The organism is Streptomyces sp. NPDC002577, from assembly GCF_053594815.1.
Genome location: NZ_JBSFWK010000014.1, coordinates 1 through 16,258, shown reverse-complemented (window position 1 = coordinate 16,258; position 16,258 = coordinate 1). Strand labels below are relative to the sequence as shown.

14 protein-coding genes are annotated in these 16,258 nt (G+C 68.9%); 6 read left to right on the top strand and 8 right to left on the bottom strand.

Annotated features, from left to right (window positions below; translation table 11 throughout):
* The first annotated feature begins 37 nt into the window (after positions 1 to 37).
* Positions 38 to 2,137, top strand: coding sequence for a glycoside hydrolase family 36 protein (locus ACWD4J_RS19905; protein WP_451396700.1), 2,100 nt, complete (start codon positions 38 to 40; stop codon positions 2,135 to 2,137).
* A gap of 196 nt (positions 2,138 to 2,333) precedes the next feature.
* Here the strand turns inward: ACWD4J_RS19905 and ACWD4J_RS19900 are convergent, their stop codons facing one another.
* Positions 2,334 to 2,954, bottom strand: a complete 621-nt coding sequence (locus ACWD4J_RS19900; protein ID WP_451396699.1) for a hypothetical protein — start codon at positions 2,952 to 2,954, stop codon at positions 2,334 to 2,336.
* A 193-nt stretch (positions 2,955 to 3,147) separates the two neighbouring features.
* Here ACWD4J_RS19900 and ACWD4J_RS19895 point away from each other — a divergent pair, with 193 nt between their 5' ends.
* Entirely contained in the window at positions 3,148 to 3,675 is a 528-nt protein-coding gene (locus tag ACWD4J_RS19895) for a DinB family protein (protein WP_451396698.1), read from the top strand.
* Positions 3,676 to 3,828: 153 nt separating this feature from the next.
* Here the strand turns inward: ACWD4J_RS19895 and ACWD4J_RS19890 are convergent, their stop codons facing one another.
* Positions 3,829 to 5,484 (bottom strand): serine/threonine-protein kinase, encoded by a 1,656-nt coding sequence (locus tag ACWD4J_RS19890; protein WP_451396825.1) that lies wholly within the window; start codon positions 5,482 to 5,484, stop codon positions 3,829 to 3,831.
* Between the two features lie 387 nt (positions 5,485 to 5,871).
* Here ACWD4J_RS19890 and ACWD4J_RS19885 point away from each other — a divergent pair, with 387 nt between their 5' ends.
* The gene (locus ACWD4J_RS19885) at positions 5,872 to 6,117 is read left to right on the top strand and encodes a DUF6332 family protein (protein WP_451396697.1); all 246 of its coding nucleotides are present in this window, start codon (positions 5,872 to 5,874) and stop codon (positions 6,115 to 6,117) included.
* A gap of 36 nt (positions 6,118 to 6,153) precedes the next feature.
* Here ACWD4J_RS19885 and ACWD4J_RS19880 read toward each other — a convergent pair whose 3' ends face one another.
* A complete protein-coding gene (locus ACWD4J_RS19880) occupies positions 6,154 to 6,507 on the bottom strand; it encodes a hypothetical protein (protein ID WP_451396696.1) in 354 nt (117 codons plus the stop codon).
* A gap of 540 nt (positions 6,508 to 7,047) precedes the next feature.
* Here ACWD4J_RS19880 and ACWD4J_RS19875 point away from each other — a divergent pair.
* Together ACWD4J_RS19875 and ACWD4J_RS19870 are read left to right on the top strand one after the other, a co-directional pair.
* Positions 7,048 to 7,464, top strand: a complete 417-nt coding sequence (locus ACWD4J_RS19875) for a hypothetical protein (protein ID WP_451396695.1) — start codon at positions 7,048 to 7,050, stop codon at positions 7,462 to 7,464.
* Positions 7,465 to 7,484: 20 nt separating this feature from the next.
* Positions 7,485 to 8,759 carry an ROK family protein gene (locus tag ACWD4J_RS19870; RefSeq protein ID WP_451396694.1) on the top strand — a complete coding sequence of 425 codons (1,275 nt, stop codon included), beginning with the start codon at positions 7,485 to 7,487 and terminating at the stop codon, positions 8,757 to 8,759.
* Between the two features lie 60 nt (positions 8,760 to 8,819).
* Here the strand turns inward: ACWD4J_RS19870 and ACWD4J_RS19865 are convergent, their stop codons facing one another.
* Genes ACWD4J_RS19865 through ACWD4J_RS19850 form a run of 4 tightly spaced genes read right to left on the bottom strand, consistent with a single transcriptional unit; the run spans position 8,820 to position 13,328 of the window.
* Positions 8,820 to 10,226: a GH1 family beta-glucosidase gene (locus ACWD4J_RS19865; RefSeq protein WP_451396693.1), complete on the bottom strand. Its 1,407-nt coding sequence runs from the start codon at positions 10,224 to 10,226 to the stop codon at positions 8,820 to 8,822.
* An 8-nt stretch (positions 10,227 to 10,234) separates the two neighbouring features.
* Positions 10,235 to 11,089 (bottom strand): carbohydrate ABC transporter permease, encoded by an 855-nt coding sequence (locus tag ACWD4J_RS19860; RefSeq protein ID WP_451396692.1) that lies wholly within the window; start codon positions 11,087 to 11,089, stop codon positions 10,235 to 10,237.
* 5 nt (positions 11,090 to 11,094) lie between these two features.
* On the bottom strand, positions 11,095 to 12,057 hold the full coding sequence (locus ACWD4J_RS19855) for a carbohydrate ABC transporter permease (RefSeq protein WP_451396691.1): 963 nt from the start codon (positions 12,055 to 12,057) through the stop codon (positions 11,095 to 11,097).
* 11 nt (positions 12,058 to 12,068) lie between these two features.
* Positions 12,069 to 13,328, bottom strand: coding sequence for an ABC transporter substrate-binding protein (locus ACWD4J_RS19850; RefSeq protein WP_451396690.1), 1,260 nt, complete (start codon positions 13,326 to 13,328; stop codon positions 12,069 to 12,071).
* A gap of 493 nt (positions 13,329 to 13,821) precedes the next feature.
* Here ACWD4J_RS19850 and yicI point away from each other — a divergent pair, with 493 nt between their 5' ends.
* On the top strand, positions 13,822 to 16,098 hold the full coding sequence (gene yicI, locus ACWD4J_RS19845; RefSeq protein ID WP_451396689.1) for an alpha-xylosidase: 2,277 nt from the start codon (positions 13,822 to 13,824) through the stop codon (positions 16,096 to 16,098).
* Between the two features lie 64 nt (positions 16,099 to 16,162).
* On the opposite strand, the gene ACWD4J_RS19840 is transcribed toward yicI, so the two are convergent.
* The coding region (locus tag ACWD4J_RS19840) for an acyl-CoA dehydrogenase family protein (protein WP_157849844.1) at positions 16,163 to 16,258 on the bottom strand (96 nt) is incomplete at its 5' end.

Here is a 16,258-nt window from a genome sequence, read left to right as displayed (position 1 = left end):
CGGCAGCGGCGGACACAGGAATTCAGGAGGGTCCACGTTGACCGGTGAGACACCCACCAGCCCAGCCAACAGCGCCCAGGAGAAGTTCACCTGGGGTCACGCGGGACTCGAGGCCGAGTTCGCCACCGGCTCCGACGGGTCGCTGAGGATCACCCGGCTCTCGAGGCCGGATGCGGCCGCCTGCTCGCCCGTCGACTCCGAGTCGGCCCTGCCGCTGGTGGAGATCACCGCGCTGGGACACGGCAACGGCTGGTCGGGGCCGCGCTTCATCGACTCGGCACTCGGCGGACGGCTGCGCCACCGCGCCCACCGCTCCGAGCGGGACGGCATCTGGCACCGGCTCCACGTCGAACTCTTCGACGAGACGAGCGGATTGGCGGCCGAGGTGGTGTTCTCGTCCCCGGACGGCATCCCGGTCGTACGTTCCGAGGTCCGGCTGCGCAACGAGGGAACCGAACCGCTCGTACTGCGGTCCGTCTCCAGCCTGCTGCTCGGCGGGTTGCCCTCGCCGGACGTCCTGGACGCGCACCGCGCGCGCAACGACTGGCTGGCCGAGTGCCGCTGGTTCACCGAGCCGCTGCGCGCCCATGTGGCCGACATCGGCCGGGAGTTCCACGAGCACGACAGCCGCGCCTGCCTTGCCGTGAGCAGCCGGGGCAGCTGGCCCACCGACGGCCATCTGGCGATGGGGGCACTCACCGACCGCACGGACGGCCGGACCTGGCTGTGGCAGATCGAGTCGGCGGTGGCCTGGCGCTGGGACGCGGGCGAGTGTGCGGGCGGTACATATCTGGCGCTGGGCGGCCCCACGGACGCCGAGCACCAGTGGCGCGAACACCTCGCCCCCGGAGCCGAGTTCACGACCGAACCGGTGGCGCTCGCTCTCGGCTCCGGCTTCGATGACGCCTCGGCCGCGCTCACGGCGTACCGCCGCTCCGCCCGCCGGCCGCACCCCGACCACACCACCCTGCCCGTCGTCTTCAACGACTACATGAACACGCTGATGGGCGACCCGACGACGGAGAAGCTGCTCCCGCTGATCGACGCGGCCGCCTCGGTCGGCGCCGAGTACTTCTGCATCGACTCGGGCTGGTACGACGACGCGCAGGGCTGGTGGGACAGCGTCGGCGAGTGGCTGCCCTCCGAGCGGCGCTTCCCTGACGGCGGCATCACGGCCGTACTGGACCACATCCGCAGCCGCGGCATGGTGCCGGGACTGTGGCTGGAGCCGGAGGTGGTGGGCGTGCGCAGCCCGATCGCCCGGTCCCTGCCCGACGCGGCCTTCGTACGCCAGGACGGCATCCGCGTCACCGAGCACGGCCGCCACCAGCTGGACCTGCGCCACCCCGCCGCCCGCGCCCACCTCGACGCGACGGTCGACCGGATCGTCGGTGAATGGGGCGTGGGGTACCTGAAGCTCGACTACAACATCACCGTCTCCCCCGGCGGCCCGCTCCTCGGCCACTCCCGCGCCTGGCTGGACTGGCTGTCGTCCGTCCTCGACCGCCACCCCGGACTCGTGATCGAGAACTGCGCCTCCGGCGGCATGCGCATGGACGGCGCGTCGCTCGCCGTCACCCAGCTCCAGTCCACCAGCGACCAGCAGGATCCCCTCCGTTACCCGCCGATCGCGGCCGCCGCGCCCACCGCGGTGCCGCCCGAGCAGGGTGCGGTGTGGGCCTATCCGCAGCCGGAGTTCACGGACGAAGAGATCGCCTTCACGCTCGGGAGTGCGCTGCTGGGGCGGATCCATCTGTCGGGCTATCTGAACCGTATGTCGCCATCCCAACTCGCGCTGGTACGAGGCGCGTTGGACACCTACAAGTCGCTGCGCCACGATCTGCCGCGTGCTGTTCCGTTCTGGCCGCTCGGGCTGCCGGGCTGGGACGACGAGTGGGTGGCGCTGGGGCTGCGAGCGGACGAGGCGACGTATGTGTCGGTGTGGCGCAGGGGGGGTGCGACAGGCCGGGCGCTTCCCGTGCCGCACCTGGCGGACCGCGCGGTGCGCATCGAGATCCTGCACACGTCATCGCCCGTGGCCACCGCCACCTGGCAGGCCGACCGATCCGAACTCACCGTGGACCTGGCACAGGAGCCGGCTTGCCTGCTCGTCCGGGTCACGGAGGATCACACGTGACACTGCACGTGCTCACACATGACAGTGCACGTTGACGAGCAGCGCCTCGCCGGGCGGTCCGCCAGATACCCGTCGATGCGCTGCTGGTCCGCCGGCAAGGGTGGTTCGTGAGGGCACCCGGCGGGGCCCTGGCAAGCGCCGTGGAAGCCGGGGCCGCCGTGATGACCACCAGAACCCAAGGGCGTCGGCAGGGGCCTCAGGATGTGGGCGCGTCCAGCTGCGGCTCCAGCCGCACCTCGGTCACGCTCACACCCTCCGGAGCGCCGAACGCCTGGACCATCACGCCCAGGTAGGTACCGGTGACCTCCAGAGCCAAATGCTCGGCCCCCACGCGCAGGTCGAGCCTTGCCACGGGCTCGCCCGAGAAGTCCGGCATGCGGTAGATCCGCGCCGCCGGATAGCGCAGGCTCGTCAGCTTCTCCTGCATCTCCTCGTACGTGGCCGTGTCCGTGCCCGAGAACGCCCTGCTGATGCGCAGGGCGTGCCTCGCGGCGGCGCACTCCTCTTCCGCGGTCAGCGGCACCTCATCGATCAGGACGGGCATGGTGGAGTCGGGGGTCGGCTCCGCTGCCGTGGTGTCAGCCGTGGAAGCCGATGCCACATCATCGATGCTGCTGGAGACGTCCGGAGCGCAGCTCTGCGAGATGAGGCTCGCCAACTCAAGGAACCTCATCTCTGCATCGCTGTCGCTCGCCGCGGCGACGCTGACCGTAGAGGCTTGATCGGCGGTGGCGTTCTGCGCGCCGAAGCCGGCCAGGACGACGACGCCGCCGAGCGCGGCCGCCGGCAAGGACTTCGGGAGGGAAATCAATCGCATGTCCGTACCGTGCAGGTTGCTGACCACCTCCAACATGAGTACCCGTACTCAATCCACCAGAGCATCAGCTCACCGGCGACCCTCGGTCCACCAGATCCGCCGCCGTCAGCAGCCGCGTCAGGTCCGTGCGCGAACGTACGTGCAACAGCCGTCCAGGACAGCAACTGACCTAAATGGCTCCTACGGTCAGCCCATGACAACTTCGCTGGAGATCTCAGTCCCGTCCCTTCCAGGCGAGCGCGGCGAACTGCTGCATGCACTGGCGGAGCAGCGGAAGCTGCTGCTGATCACGGTCCGCGGGATCACCGATGCCCAAGCCGCGCAGCGCACGACAGTGAGCGAGCTCACCCTGGGCGGGATCGTCAAACACATCGCCAGTGGCGAGCGAGCGTGGACACAGGTCATGGTCAAGGGGGACGGCGAGATGCCACAGGGCATGCTCGACATGGGGCAGTACCGCATGGCAGACGGCGAGACGCTCGGCGGTCTGATGGAGCAGTATGCGACTGCGGCGCACAGGACCGATGAAGCCGTGGCGGCCCTTCCAGACCTGGACAGAAGCGTCCCGCTGCCCAAGACTCCCTGGTCGCCACCAGAGACCGTCTACTGGTCCGCGCGTCGGATCCTGCTGCACCTGATCAGGGAGACGGCACAGCACGCCGGACACGCGGACATCATCCGGGAAGCACTGGACGGCGCCAGCACCACTGCCCAACTGTGATCACAGGGGCGGGGGCTCATCGACGGAGCTGGACTACAAGACCGACATCGTGTTCGGCCCTGTTCTCGTACAGCCACGGCGAACGGACATGTAGTGCTGGGTAATGCTCGGGGCAGATTGCCGAAGTCGTCTGCATCCCCAAGGGACATCTCTTCAAAGGTCAACCGGGAGTGTCGTGAAGTGAACTGATGGGACCCACCGTTGGCCGCCGTATCCAGCGAGGGCCTCTATGAGTTCTGTCCGCTGTCTTTCCGTCATGGGGCCAAGGACGCACACCGGGACGCGCGAGCGAGTTTTGACCGTGTCCGGCTGGGGATAGGGCCACCCTGCCGGTCGGAGCATGGTCGGCCTGCTGGCGCCGTGCGCTAAGTCGATGTGAATTCCGGTGTACCGGTATGGCGGTGAACCCTGAATTTCCTCAATACTGACGCGCTGGATCTGGTCCCATGGGATCTCTCGCCGTCCAGCGGCACTACCGGTTGCAATCCCCCGTGGATCGACCTGAAGCGCCCATTGGGACCTCGCTTTCCGCGCACCCGCATGCCTGCTGATCACGAACGCCTCCGAGATCGCACCGCCAGTGGACACGAGCGCAACCAAGCCGCCGAGTGCACCTCCGACCGACATGAGGGCTACCCATCCATCCTGACCCTCAGTAGCTCCAGGCGTGACGAGCCCCAGATGTAGCGGGAAGTAAAAGCTGGCCACCGCGATCGCGGACGAAAGCAGTGCTGTGAACCAGAGAGCTGTCGTACGTGGTCTGGCCGCATAGACGGACAGCGGCTCCTGTCCGGTCCAGGACACATCAAAGGAAGCGAGTGGCGCGGTGGGCGGCATCTGAACCGTCGTCTTCACCTGCGCTTGTGCCTTCTGGACGGCGCCATTCCCGCGTGCGTCCTGAGAGAGGACCGCCCGGCGCGCGAGTGACGTACTCATAGCGCGGGCCATCCTGGCCAGAAGGATGGTGCGGGCTTCGTGGCCTGCTGGGGATTCGGGCTCGGGTGCGCGGTCGAGTTGTCGTAGCGCCTGGGAGAGGTCGGCGGCGTTCGCGTACCGCTGATCGGGGTCCTTGTGCAGCAGGGTCAACACGAGGTCGTCCCAGGCGGGTGGGATGTCCGCGGACACCGAGCTGGGGACGGGGGGTTCCTGGGTGAGGTGCGCCGAGAGGTAGCCCACGGTGTCGGGGGCCTGGAACGGCAGCCGGCCTGTGATCAGCTCGAAGAGAAGGCAGCCGAGCGCGTACAGGTCGCTGCGCGGTTCCGGGAAACCACGTGCCTGTTCGGGTGCCATGTACGGGGGTGTGCCCACGATGAAGCCGGTCTGGGTGAGTCGGTCCGCGGTCGCGTAGGGGTCGGCCGCCCTCGCGACTCCGAAATCGAGGACCTTCACGATACCGGAAGGCGTGATGAGGATGTTGGAGGGCTTGATGTCCCGGTGCATGATTCCGGCGTTGTGCGCGTCTGCAAGGGCGTCACCTATCTGCGCGCCCCATCGGGCCGCGTCCGGCAAGGTGACGACACCTCGGCGCAGCATCGCGTCCAGGCCCTCGCCTCGGACCAGCTCCATCACCAGGAACGGCACCCTGTCGTTCCCGGTACCGGTCTCGCCGAGGTCGTGGATGGTCACGATGTTGGGGTGCTGCAGTCGGGCGGTGATCCGCGCCTCGCGCAGGAACCTGGCCCGTGCCTCGTCGCCGCGGCTTCCGCCACCGGCGAGCAGGGAGATCACCTTGACTGCGACGGACCGGCCCAGCGTCTCGTCCTGCGCCTCCCATACTTGCCCCATTCCGCCTTCGCCGAGTTGTCGCACCAACCGGTAACGGCCCCCGAGGAGCTGGTCTCGCACTGCTGTGCCTCCCCCGTTTCGAACATTCCTGTTCCTCCTGCCGACGAACCGGCGCGATGGGGATCATGACGCGACCGCGAGGGCGACACACCCGTTATCCAGAAACCCGCTGAACGGCGGGGTGTTCGCCACGACGGCCGCCCTGATCGGGATCAGCTTTCCATCTCCGGCGCGTTCCCGGTTGCGGAACGGGGCCGTCGACTGCCGCTCGCGCAGAGCTTCCGCTCCGTCCGATGACCTCGACCTGCTGCCGGTCAGGAGCCAGGGTGATTGTGCGTCTCCGGACGGCGCGGCGACGGAGACTGCGTCCGCGAGGTAGCGGTGAAGCGAGGTCTTGGGGATTCTTACGTCATGAGGACACGGCGGCGGAGCCAGGCCGAGCGAGACGAGATCACAGTTGAGATCGGTTATGCGCTGGTCAGCGCCTGCTTTCTCGGCGCCGTGGTGTTCGCGACGATTGCCGGCCCTGCTGCCGTCTGGCACCTACCTCCCGCCGTCGACAAGTTCTTGCTGGTCACGGGAGCTTCGGTCGCTGGAGTTCTTGGTGCGATCCGTGTCGTGCATGTCCTATGGCGGCATGCGGGACAGCACCGCTGACGCCCCCTCCAACGGCGCCCGGCGCGCCCGGCCCTGTCACCTGTCTGCGGGCACCTTGACTCGGGCGGGGGTGACCGGACCGCGGGCTCTCTGGGTGCCGTACCAGGCGGCGAAGGCCGCGAGGAAAAGGACTTCAGCGATCATGGAGAGCTGTCCGTAGGGAGTGTCCCAGTCTTCTTCGTGGTAATCCGGCAGCCCGACGGTGCGGGACAGGGTGAAGCCGAGGATCATGCCGCCGCTGACCGCCGCGCCGACGAGCCATGCGGGCAGCGGGTTGCGGAGCCCGAGACCTGCGGCGACGGCGAGGAGCGCGACGCTTCCGACGACAAACAGGATTCCGATATAGGGCATCTCCTCGAGGTGTTCGGGAGCGATCAGGAGATGGGTCACAGCACTGAGGAGCGCGCACAGTGCAGCAACTCCTCGAAGCGAAAGCTCAGCGGAACGGGAAGACATCAGGCCTCCTGACCAGGGCTGCGACAGCGAACCAAGATGGATCGCACGCCTGCGCCTGCGGGTGGGCCGGTGGTGAGGGCCGGGTGGTCCCGTGGTGAGGGCCGTGCCGGCTGGCGCGATGATCGAGGACGATCGGGTTGGTCCCGGGGCGGTCCAGCCATGACTACAGGGGATACGTGCAGGGCAGCCGAAAGGTTCATGATCAGCGGGGACGTACCCGGCCGCGGTGCGAACGCCGTTGAATAGGCTCACGCTTTTCCTTTGGGATCTGTAGTGATGTGTCGTCTGCCGGTGTCGTATGTGAGTGCGTAGACCGAATGCGTGACCCTTCCGCAGGCGTGTCGTTGATCGGATGACAGCACCACAGGTGAGAAGGGGGGCCGGTGAGCGGGAGATTGTCGCTCGGTGAGGGTGAGACGGCCCGTACGGCCTGTGCCCGTGGTCTGCTGCGTGCGGGTGTGGTGGAGAAGACGGGTGAGGTGCTGTCGGCCGCTGTGCTGGCGGAGCGGGTGGGCTGGGCTGCACGCCCGCGTCGATGATCCTCGCCGGGCGCTGCTGCGGCTGCAGCTGCCCAGCCGCCCCGACCCGCGCTCCTACCGGGACTGGATGTGGGTGGCCTGCCCGATCACGCTGCCGCCTACCATCCCGCCCGGCGCGGTGCTGCACCTGCCCACCCTGCGCATCCACCGGGGCCGGGTACGCGCCGACCTCGCCTACACGCACGCCGTTCCCAACGCCCGGCGCGCCGGGCACACGACTGCGCTCGGCGTGGACTGCGGCCGAGGAGGGTGGCGGCACGGTGGCCTGAACACACTGCTCAGCGCGGCACTGGGCGCCGGATTCCATCTCCACGCCCACACTTCCCCACCCAGGTGGACAACGCTCAGCTGATCAGAGACGCTCGGCCCACCATGAACAACCACCTCACTCCCCTGGAGCCCAAGGCCGACAAGGCCACAGTGCGGCGGCACAATCTGAGCCTCGTGCTGCGGGCCGTCCGCGACGCGGGCGAGGCGACCCGGGCCGGGGTCGCCGCGCACGTCGGGCTGACCAGGGCGGCCGTCTCCTCGCTGGTCGAGCAGCTGCTGGAGTCCGGGTTCCTCACGGAGTCGGGCAAGACGTTCAGCGGACAGGCGGGGCGGCCCGGGACCGTGTTGCAGGTGGCCAGGACCGGGTCCGCCGGGCTGGGCGTCGAGATCAACATCGACTATGTCGCGGTGTGCGTCGTGGATCTCGCCGGAACCGACCGTGTACGGCTCGTCGAGCGGGTGGACAACCGGGGCGTACCGGCCGCCGAGGTGCTGGCCCACGCGGCCCGGATCGCCTCGCGTGCGCTGGAGTCGGCCGCCGAGCAGGGCCTGCGTCCGGTGGGCGTGGAACTGGCACTGCCGGGGCTGGTCTCCGGTGGCACGGTCCGTCAGGCACCGAACCTGGGATGGAAGCGTGTCGCCGTCGAGGGGCTGTTCGCGCAGGCGCTGTCCACGCTGCGGCCCACCGAGCGTGCCCTGCCGGTCAGCGCCGACAACGAGGCGAACGTGGCGGCCCTGGCCGAGCTGTGGTTCGGCGGCGCGCCGGAAGGCTCCCGCACGTTCGTGTACGTGAGCGGCGAGATCGGTATCGGCGGGGCACTGGTGCTGGGCGGTGAACTGCTGCGCGGCGCGCATGGTTTCGCCGGTGAGATCGGGCACGTGGCGGTGGACGAGAGCGGCCCTTTGTGCCGGTGCGGTGCGCACGGCTGCCTGGAGCAGTACGCGGGTCAGGCGGCGCTGCTGAACGCGGCGGGCCTGGACGACGTGGCCGGGGGGCCGGGGGTGGCCGAGCTGGAGCGCCGGGCGCGGCGCGGCGATGAGCGGGCCGTGTCGGCGCTCGAGCAGGCCGGGCAGAAGCTGGGGCTCGTGCTGTCCGGCGCGGTGAATCTGTTCGATCCCGACGCTGTCGTCCTCGGTGGCATCTATCGCGAGCTGATGCCGTGGCTGGCGCCTTCCGTCGACCGCGAGCTGACCGCGCGCGTCGTGTCGGGCCTGTGGGAGCCGGGCTGGGGGCACCTCCCAGCGGTAGCTGGGGGAGGGCGGCTGCGGTCCTCCTCCTCGTCCGGGGACGCCGCACGGGGCGCTGCGGCGATCGTGGTACGTGAGGTGCTGGCCGATCCGGCGGCCTATGCGAAGCGTGGGAAGGCCATGGCGTGACCGAGCCGGGGGGTGCGCGGGGCGGACGTGCCGGCCGCCCCACGCACCGCATTGGCGTGATCAGCCCCGGTGGGCGGCGATCAGCTGCTGGTACCAGCGGTAGCTGTCCTTCGGGGTGCGCTCGAGGGTGTCGTAGTCGACCCGGATGATCCCGAACCGCTTGGCGTAGCCGAGGGCCCACTCGAAGTTGTCGAGCAGCGACCAGACGTAGTAGCCGCGCACGTCGACCCCGGCCTCCATGGCCGCCCGCAGCGCGCTGAGGTGGCTGCTGAGGTACTCGACGCGGTCCGTGTCGTGCACCGCGCCGTCCGCGTCGACCGTGTCGTGCTCGGCGGAGCCGTTCTCGGTGATGTGGATGGGCGGCAGGGCGTCGCCGTAGCGCTGCTTCATCGCGACCAGCAGGTCGGTGAAGGTCTCGGGGACGACCGGCCAGTTCATCGCGGTGTGCCGGACGCCGGGGTAGCCGGCCTCGGTGTACCGGTTGTCGGTGGCGACGCGCTTGGCCGGATCGGCCTCCCGGTGGGACGCTGCCGCGACGACGATGGGCCGGTAGTAGTTCACGCCCAGGAAGTCGAGCGGCTGGCCGATCAGCTCCAGGTCGCCCTCGCGCCGGAAGTCCTGGCCGGTGATCAGCTCGCCCCAGGTCTCCTCCTCGGTGACCGGGTAACGGCCGGCGAACAACGGCTCCGTCCACACCAGGTTGTGCTGGGTGTCGGCGCGGACGACCGCGGCGAGGTCAGCGGCCGATTCGGTGGCGGGAACGTTCCAGTCCGGGTTGAGGGTGATCCCCACCTCGCGCACGCCCGCGGCGCGCAGCGCCTTGACCGCCAGGCCGTGACCGACCAGCAGATGGTGGGCGGCGGCCAGCGCGCCGGTGCCCTCCTGGGCGCCGGGCGCGTGGCGCCCGACCGAGTAGCCGAGGAAGGCGCTGCACCACGGCTCGTTCAGGGTGATCCAGCGCGGTACGCGGTCGCCGAGGTGCTCGGCGACGATCGCGGTGTACTCGGCGAACCGCTCGGCCGTCTCACGCACCCGCCAGCCGCCCCGGTCTTCCAGGGCCTGGGGCAGGTCCCAGTGGTAGAGCGTTGCGGCGGGCTCGATGCCCGCCTCCAGGAGCTCGTCCACGAGCCGGGAGTAGAAGTCCAGGCCCTTGGGGTTGGCCGGGCCCGAGCCGTCGGGCTGGATGCGCGGCCAGGCGATGGAGAACCGGTAGGAGTCCACGCCCAGCTCGCGCAGCAGCGCCACGTCCTCCCGGTAGCGGTGGTAGTGGTCGCAGGCCACGTCTCCCGTGTCGCCGCCGTCGGTGCGGTCCGGGGTGTGGCTGTAGGTGTCCCAGATGGAGGGCCCACGGCCGTCCTCGTCCGCCGCGCCCTCGATCTGGTACGAGGCGGTGGCGGCGCCGAACACGAAACCGGGCGGGAAGCCAGGGAAGGCGGGAGAGTCGGGGAAGCCGGTGAAGTCGCTCATTTCTGCCTTTACTTGACGGATCCGCCGGTGATACCGGCTGCGATGTACTTCTGGGCGAGGACGAGCAGGATCGCGGCCGGGATCGCCGACAGCACGGATGCCGCCATGACCGAGCCCCAGTCGCCGACGTGGGCGCCGATGTACTGGTAGATGCCCAGCGTGATCGGCTTCACGTCGTCTGTGGTGTTCAGCGTGAGGGCGAACATGAAGTCGCTCCACGCGTACAGGAAGGAGAACAGGCCCGCGGTGATGAGGGAGTTGCGGCTCATCGGCAGGACCACCTGGACGAAGGTGCGTACCCGGCCCGCGCCGTCGACCTCGGCGGCCTCGATGACCTCCCTGGGGATGGCCACCATGAAGGAGCGCATCAGCACGATCGCGAACGGGATGCCGAGCGAGGCGTCGGCGAGCATCAGGCCGAAGTAGGAGTTGACAAGACCGAGGTCGACGTAGGCGCTGTAGAGGGCGTTGGCGATGACGATGCCCGGCACCATCTGGGTGATGAGCGTGCCGAAGACGATCGCCTTGGTGCCGGGCAGCCGGAACTGGGCGAGCCCGTAGGCGGCGGGCGCGGAGATCGCCAGGCAGATGACCACGGCGCCGAGTGCGACGGCGAGCGAGGTCAGCAGGTTGGTGCCCTGCTCGGTGATGGCGGAGCTGAAGCCGGACAAGTCCAGGCTCGACGGGACCGGGTCCACCTCCAGCAGCCCGGACTCGGGCTGCAGCGCGGTGTTGACCATCCAGTACAGCGGGAACAGCATCACGCACAGGACGACGACGCCGAACGCGGTGGCGCCCCAGCGGCGCCTGGGCTTGCCCACGGCCGTGGGCGGGACGGCGGCGGTGCGGGTGGTGGTCGCCATGCCGGTCACTTCCCCTCGTTGCGGTTGGCCCGCAGGTAGAACACCGCGAAGACGGCGGAGATCAGGATCAGGACGTTGCCGACCACGGCACCGGCTCCGAAGTCCAGCTGGACGAAGGAGTTCTGGTACGTGAGGGTGCCCAGGGTCTGGGTGGAGTCGGCGGGGCCGCCGTCGGTGAGGGCGAGGATCAGGTCGAGGATCTTGACGGTCGACATGAAGCCGAGCACGAGGACCACGGTGATGACGGGCTTGAGCAGCGGCAGGGTGATGGAGCGGAACGTCCGCCAGGCGGATGCGCCGTCCAGCGAGGCCGCCTCGTAGATCTCCTTCGGGACCTCCTGGAGACCACCGTAGAGGATCACCATGTTGAAGGGGATGCCGATCCAGATGTTGACCAGGACGACGGCGAGCAGCGCCATGTGCGTGCTGGTCAGCCAGGGTGTGTGGCCGATGCCGAACAGGCCGAGGAACGAGTTGAGCACGCCGGTGTCCTGGTCGAGGATGCGCCGCCAGACGATGCCGGAGACGACCATGGGAACCAGCCACGGCAGCAGGATCAGCGAGCGGAGCAGGCCGCCCAGCGGGAAGTGGCGGTTGAAGAAGACCGCGAGGCCGAGGCCGATGCAGAACTGGCCGAGCAGCGAGCCGATCGTGAAGACGATGGTCTGCCACAGGGCCTTGCCGAACAGGTCGTCCTGGAAGACCTTCTTCCAGTTGTCGAGCCCGTTGAGGGGGGCCTTGCCGGTGAAGAACGTGGACGGCGAGTAGTCCTGGAAGCTCATCACGATGTTGCGGACGAGCGGGTACCCGAAGAACAGCAGCATGAAGATCACCGCGGGGGCGACGAACCCCCACTGGGCGATCGACCGGCGGCGCTTGACGCTCGCGGGGCCGGCCTTCTTGCCGGCGGACCGGGTGGTCTCGGGTGCGGACGTGGCGGGGCGGGAAGCAGCAGTGGTGGTCGACATCTGTACGTACCTCAGTTCCCGCTCTCGACACGCTGCTGGGCCTTCTTCAGGACGGCTTCGCTGTCCTGGCCGGTGAGGGCTGCCTGGAAGGCGCTCTGCAGCGCCAGCGAGACGGAGGACCAGCCGGCGCCGAGCTTGGCGGTGCGCGACCGCGCGGTGGCCACCTGGTCGGCCAGGGAGCTCAGCTCGGGGACCTTCTCGCGCCAGGTGTCGGCGGCCTTCTGGTTCGCCGGGATCATCCAGCTGTTCAGCGCGTAGGTGATCTCCTCCTGCTCGCTGGTCATGCAAGTGATGATCCGGGCGGACATCTTCTCCCGCTTCGTGTCCCCGATGTTCGGGACGGTCAGCATGCCGCCGCCCAGCGGGCCCACGGAGTCGTCGCCCTGCTCGGGGACGGGGATCTGGGCGATGCCCCAGTGGAGGTTCTTCTTGGTGTTGAGGGTCTCGACCTGCCACGGGCCGTTGATCATCATGGCGGCGTTGCCGGCCATGAACTGGTCGTTGACGTCCGCCTGGGTCCAGTTGACCGTGGACTTCGACAGCGAGCCGTCCCCGATCAGGGCCTTCCAGTAGTCCAGTGCCTGGGCCACCTCGGGGCTGTCCAGGTCGGTCTCGTCGCCGCCGTTGGACCACATGAACGGCGTGAACTGGTAGACGCCGTCCTCCGCGCCGCCCGCGCTCAGAGCGACGCCGTACCGGCTGCCCTCGGTGAGCTTCTTGGCGGTCTCGCGCATCTCGGCCCAGGTGGTGGGCACTTTCAGGCCCGCCTTGTCGAGGATGTCCTTGTTGTAGAACAACGCAAGGGTGTTCACCGTGCGGGCGGCCCCGTAGTACGTGCCCTTGTAGGAGCCGTAGTCGACGATGCCCTTCGGGATGTCCTCGGTGGACACGCCGAGCTTCTCGAGGTCCATCAGCCCGCCGGTCTCGGCGAACGTGGGCATCTCGGAGCCGTCGAACTGGACGATGTCCGGCAGCGACTTCGAGGACGCCATGCGCAGCGCCTTCGTCATGAGCTGAGCCGCCGGAACGCTCTGCTGCTCGATGGTCACGCCGAGCTGCTTGCTGCAGCGGGCGAGCGTGTCGCCGTCCCAGCGGTGGTACGACTCGTCGGTCGACGAGTTCAGAAGCGTGTAGACGTCGCCTTCCCGCTGCTGGCCGCAGCCGGTGAGGCCGGCGGTGGCGACGAGCGCCGAGACGACTGCGAGCGGGACGAGTGCCCGCCTGGAGCGCCGCCGCGGTGGGCGCGCGGCGGGGTGGGATTGTGCTGTCACGTGGTGCCCTTGCGTGGGAGGAGTGCCGGCCTGCGGGGACGCCCGTGTCCCGGCGGGTGGGTGGCTGCGCACGTGCGGGTCCGGCAGTTCTGCACGGCGCTGGGTCGGCGGACGGAGGTCGACGAAGATCGAGTGGGCGACCGATCCAGCCCCATCTTCGTTTGTTTACATCGATTACTAATAAATCATCGAAGCGCTTCGACACCAGACCTCAGCGCTGATACCGTCGTCACAGTCAGACACGCTGCCTTGTGATAGAGGAGCAGAGCGAGAATCGAAGCGCTTCGACAGAGGGCTCCGACGCTGATAGCGTCGCCCCAGCCAGGGCACGCCGCCTTGTGATACGAGACCAGGGCCAGAGGCTGCCAACTGCCCTGCGATTTGTTCTGTGTACGACCAAACCTGTTTGGCAGGAAGCCGGGGTCAGGCCACCCGAAAAGCGAGCGCCGTACGCCTCCTCGTCTGCACCTGCCACGCCCAACCGAGGACGATCATGAAGTTCACCGACGGCTTCTGGCTCATGCGTGACGGCGTCCGCGCCTCGTACGCCACCGAGGTACGCGACCTGCGCGCCGGCGCCGACCGTTTCACCGCGTATGCCTCCATCAAGCGGGTGCAGCGCCGGGGCGACACACTCAATTCGGCCCTGCTCAGCGTCGACTGCTTCTCACCGGCCGAAGGCGTGATCGGCGTGCGCCTCACGCACCACGCCGGGAGACGGCACCGCGGACCGGACTTCGAGCTGCCGGGAGCGGACCTGGACGCGGGCGCGGGTCAGGTGCGCCGCGACGGATCGGTGACCGAACTCGTCAGCGGCCCCCTCACGCTGCGGCTGGACACGGCGGCGCCCTGGGGCCTCACCTTCCTCGGCGAGGACGGCCGCGAGCTGACGTCCTCCGGGCACCGGGGCTCCGGCTTCGTCACCACCAAAGACGGCTCCCACCACATGCTGGCCCAGCTGGCCCTCGGTGTCGGCGAGAACGTGTACGGCCTCGGCGAACGCTTCACGCCGTACGTGAAGAACGGCCAGATCGTCGACATGTGGCAGGCCGACGGCGGCACCAGCAGCGAGCAGGCGTACAAGAACATCCCCTTCTACCTCTCCTCGCGCGGCTACGGCGTCTTCGTCAACCACCCCGGCAAGGTCTCCTTCGAGGTCGGCTCGGAGTCCGTCGGCCAGGTGCAGTTCAGCGTCGAGGACCAGTCGCTGGAGTACTACATCGTCGCCGGGCCGTCCCCGAAGGACGTGCTCACCCGGTACACGGCGCTGACCGGGCGTGCCGCGCTGCCGCCGGCCTGGTCGTTCGGCCTGTGGCTGACGACGTCGTTCACCACGTCGTACGACGAGAAGACGGTCACGTCCTTCGTGGACGGCATGGCCGACCGCGGCATTCCGCTGACCGTGTTCCACTTCGACTGCTTCTGGATGCGCGAGTACCAGTGGTGCGACTTCGAGTGGGACCCGGAGGTCTTCCCCGACCCGGTCGGGATGCTCGCCCGCCTCAAGGAGCGCGGCCTGCGGATCTGCATGTGGATCAACCCGTACATCGCGCAGAAGTCCGCGCTCTTCGACGAGGCCGCCGAGAAGGGCTACCTCGTGCGCACGGCCGACGGCGACGTCTGGCAGTGGGACCTGTGGCAGGCCGGCATGGGCCTGGTGGACTTCACCAACCCGGAGGCCTGCGCCTGGTACCAGTCGAAGCTCAAGGTCCTCCTCGACCAGGGCGTCGACGGCTTCAAGACGGACTTCGGCGAGCGCATCCCCACCGACGTGGTGTGGCACGACGGCTCCGACCCGGAGCGCATGCACAACTACTACACCCAGCTGTACAACCGCACCGTCTTCGAATTCCTGGAGAAGGAGCGCGGCCACGGCGAGGCCGTCCTCTTCGCCCGTTCCGCCACGGTCGGCGGACAGCAGTTCCCGGTGCACTGGGGCGGCGACTGCTGGGCCTCCTTCGAGGCCATGGCCGAGTCGCTGCGCGGCGGCCTGTCGCTCGGTCTGTCCGGCTTCGGGTTCTGGAGCCACGACATCGGCGGGTTCGAGGGCACACCCGACCCGGAGGTGTTCAAGCGCTGGCTGGCCTTCGGCCTGCTCTCCTCGCACAGCCGGCTGCACGGCTCGACGTCGTACCGGGTGCCGTGGGAGTTCGGTGCCGAAGCGGTCGACGTGGCCCGGCAGTTCACGCTGCTCAAGCACCGCCTGATGCCGTATCTGTACGGTGCCGCCGTCGAGGCGCACCAGACCGGCATCCCGATGATGCGGCCGATGCTCCTGGACTTCCCGCAGGACCCCACCTGCCGCACCCTCGACCGCCAGTACATGCTCGGCCCCGACCTGCTCGTGGCACCCGTCTTCACGGCCGAGGGCGATGTCGAGTACTACCTGCCCGAGGGCACCTGGACGCATCTGCTGACCGGCGAGACCGTCACCGGCCCGGTGTGGCGCACCGAGAAGCACGGCTTCGACAGCCTGCCGCTCTACGTACGCGAGGGCGCTGTACTCGCGCTCGGCGCGGACGACCAGCGCCCGGACGGCGACTGGCTGGACGGCCTGACCCTGCACGTCCACCCCGCCGACTCCCCCTCGTACGAGGCCGAGGTCACGGTCCCCGACCACTCCGGCGCCGCGGCGGCGACGTACCGCGTCGTGCGCGAGGGCGAGGTGCTGCGGGTCACCGCGCAGGGCACGGACCGGGCGTTCCGCGTGGAGGTGCCGGGCGGTGCCTCGGCGGAGGGTGCGGGCGAGGTGGTTGTGCGCCTGGGCTGAGGCGCGAGCTGCGACGCCGTCCTGCCTGACCGGGCCACCCGGTCAGGCAGGACGGTCACTTGCGTTACGGCAGGTTGCGTGCCATGACGATGCGCTGGACCTGGTTGGTGCCCTCGTAGATCTGGGTGATCTTCGCGTCGCGCATCATGCGCTCCACCGG

Coding starts and splice junctions, on each gene's coding strand:
- ACWD4J_RS19900 (WP_451396699.1), bottom strand. CDS start 2,954: ATGCGATTGATTTCCCTCCCGAAGTCCTTGCCGGCGGCCGCGCTCGGC.
- ACWD4J_RS19895 (WP_451396698.1), top strand. CDS start 3,148: ATGACAACTTCGCTGGAGATCTCAGTCCCGTCCCTTCCAGGCGAGCGC.
- ACWD4J_RS19885 (WP_451396697.1), top strand. CDS start 5,872: ATGAGGACACGGCGGCGGAGCCAGGCCGAGCGAGACGAGATCACAGTT.
- ACWD4J_RS19870 (WP_451396694.1), top strand. CDS start 7,485: ATGAACAACCACCTCACTCCCCTGGAGCCCAAGGCCGACAAGGCCACA.
- ACWD4J_RS19865 (WP_451396693.1), bottom strand. CDS start 10,226: ATGAGCGACTTCACCGGCTTCCCCGACTCTCCCGCCTTCCCTGGCTTC.
- ACWD4J_RS19860 (WP_451396692.1), bottom strand. CDS start 11,089: ATGGCGACCACCACCCGCACCGCCGCCGTCCCGCCCACGGCCGTGGGC.
- ACWD4J_RS19855 (WP_451396691.1), bottom strand. CDS start 12,057: ATGTCGACCACCACTGCTGCTTCCCGCCCCGCCACGTCCGCACCCGAG.
- yicI (WP_451396689.1), top strand. CDS start 13,822: ATGAAGTTCACCGACGGCTTCTGGCTCATGCGTGACGGCGTCCGCGCC.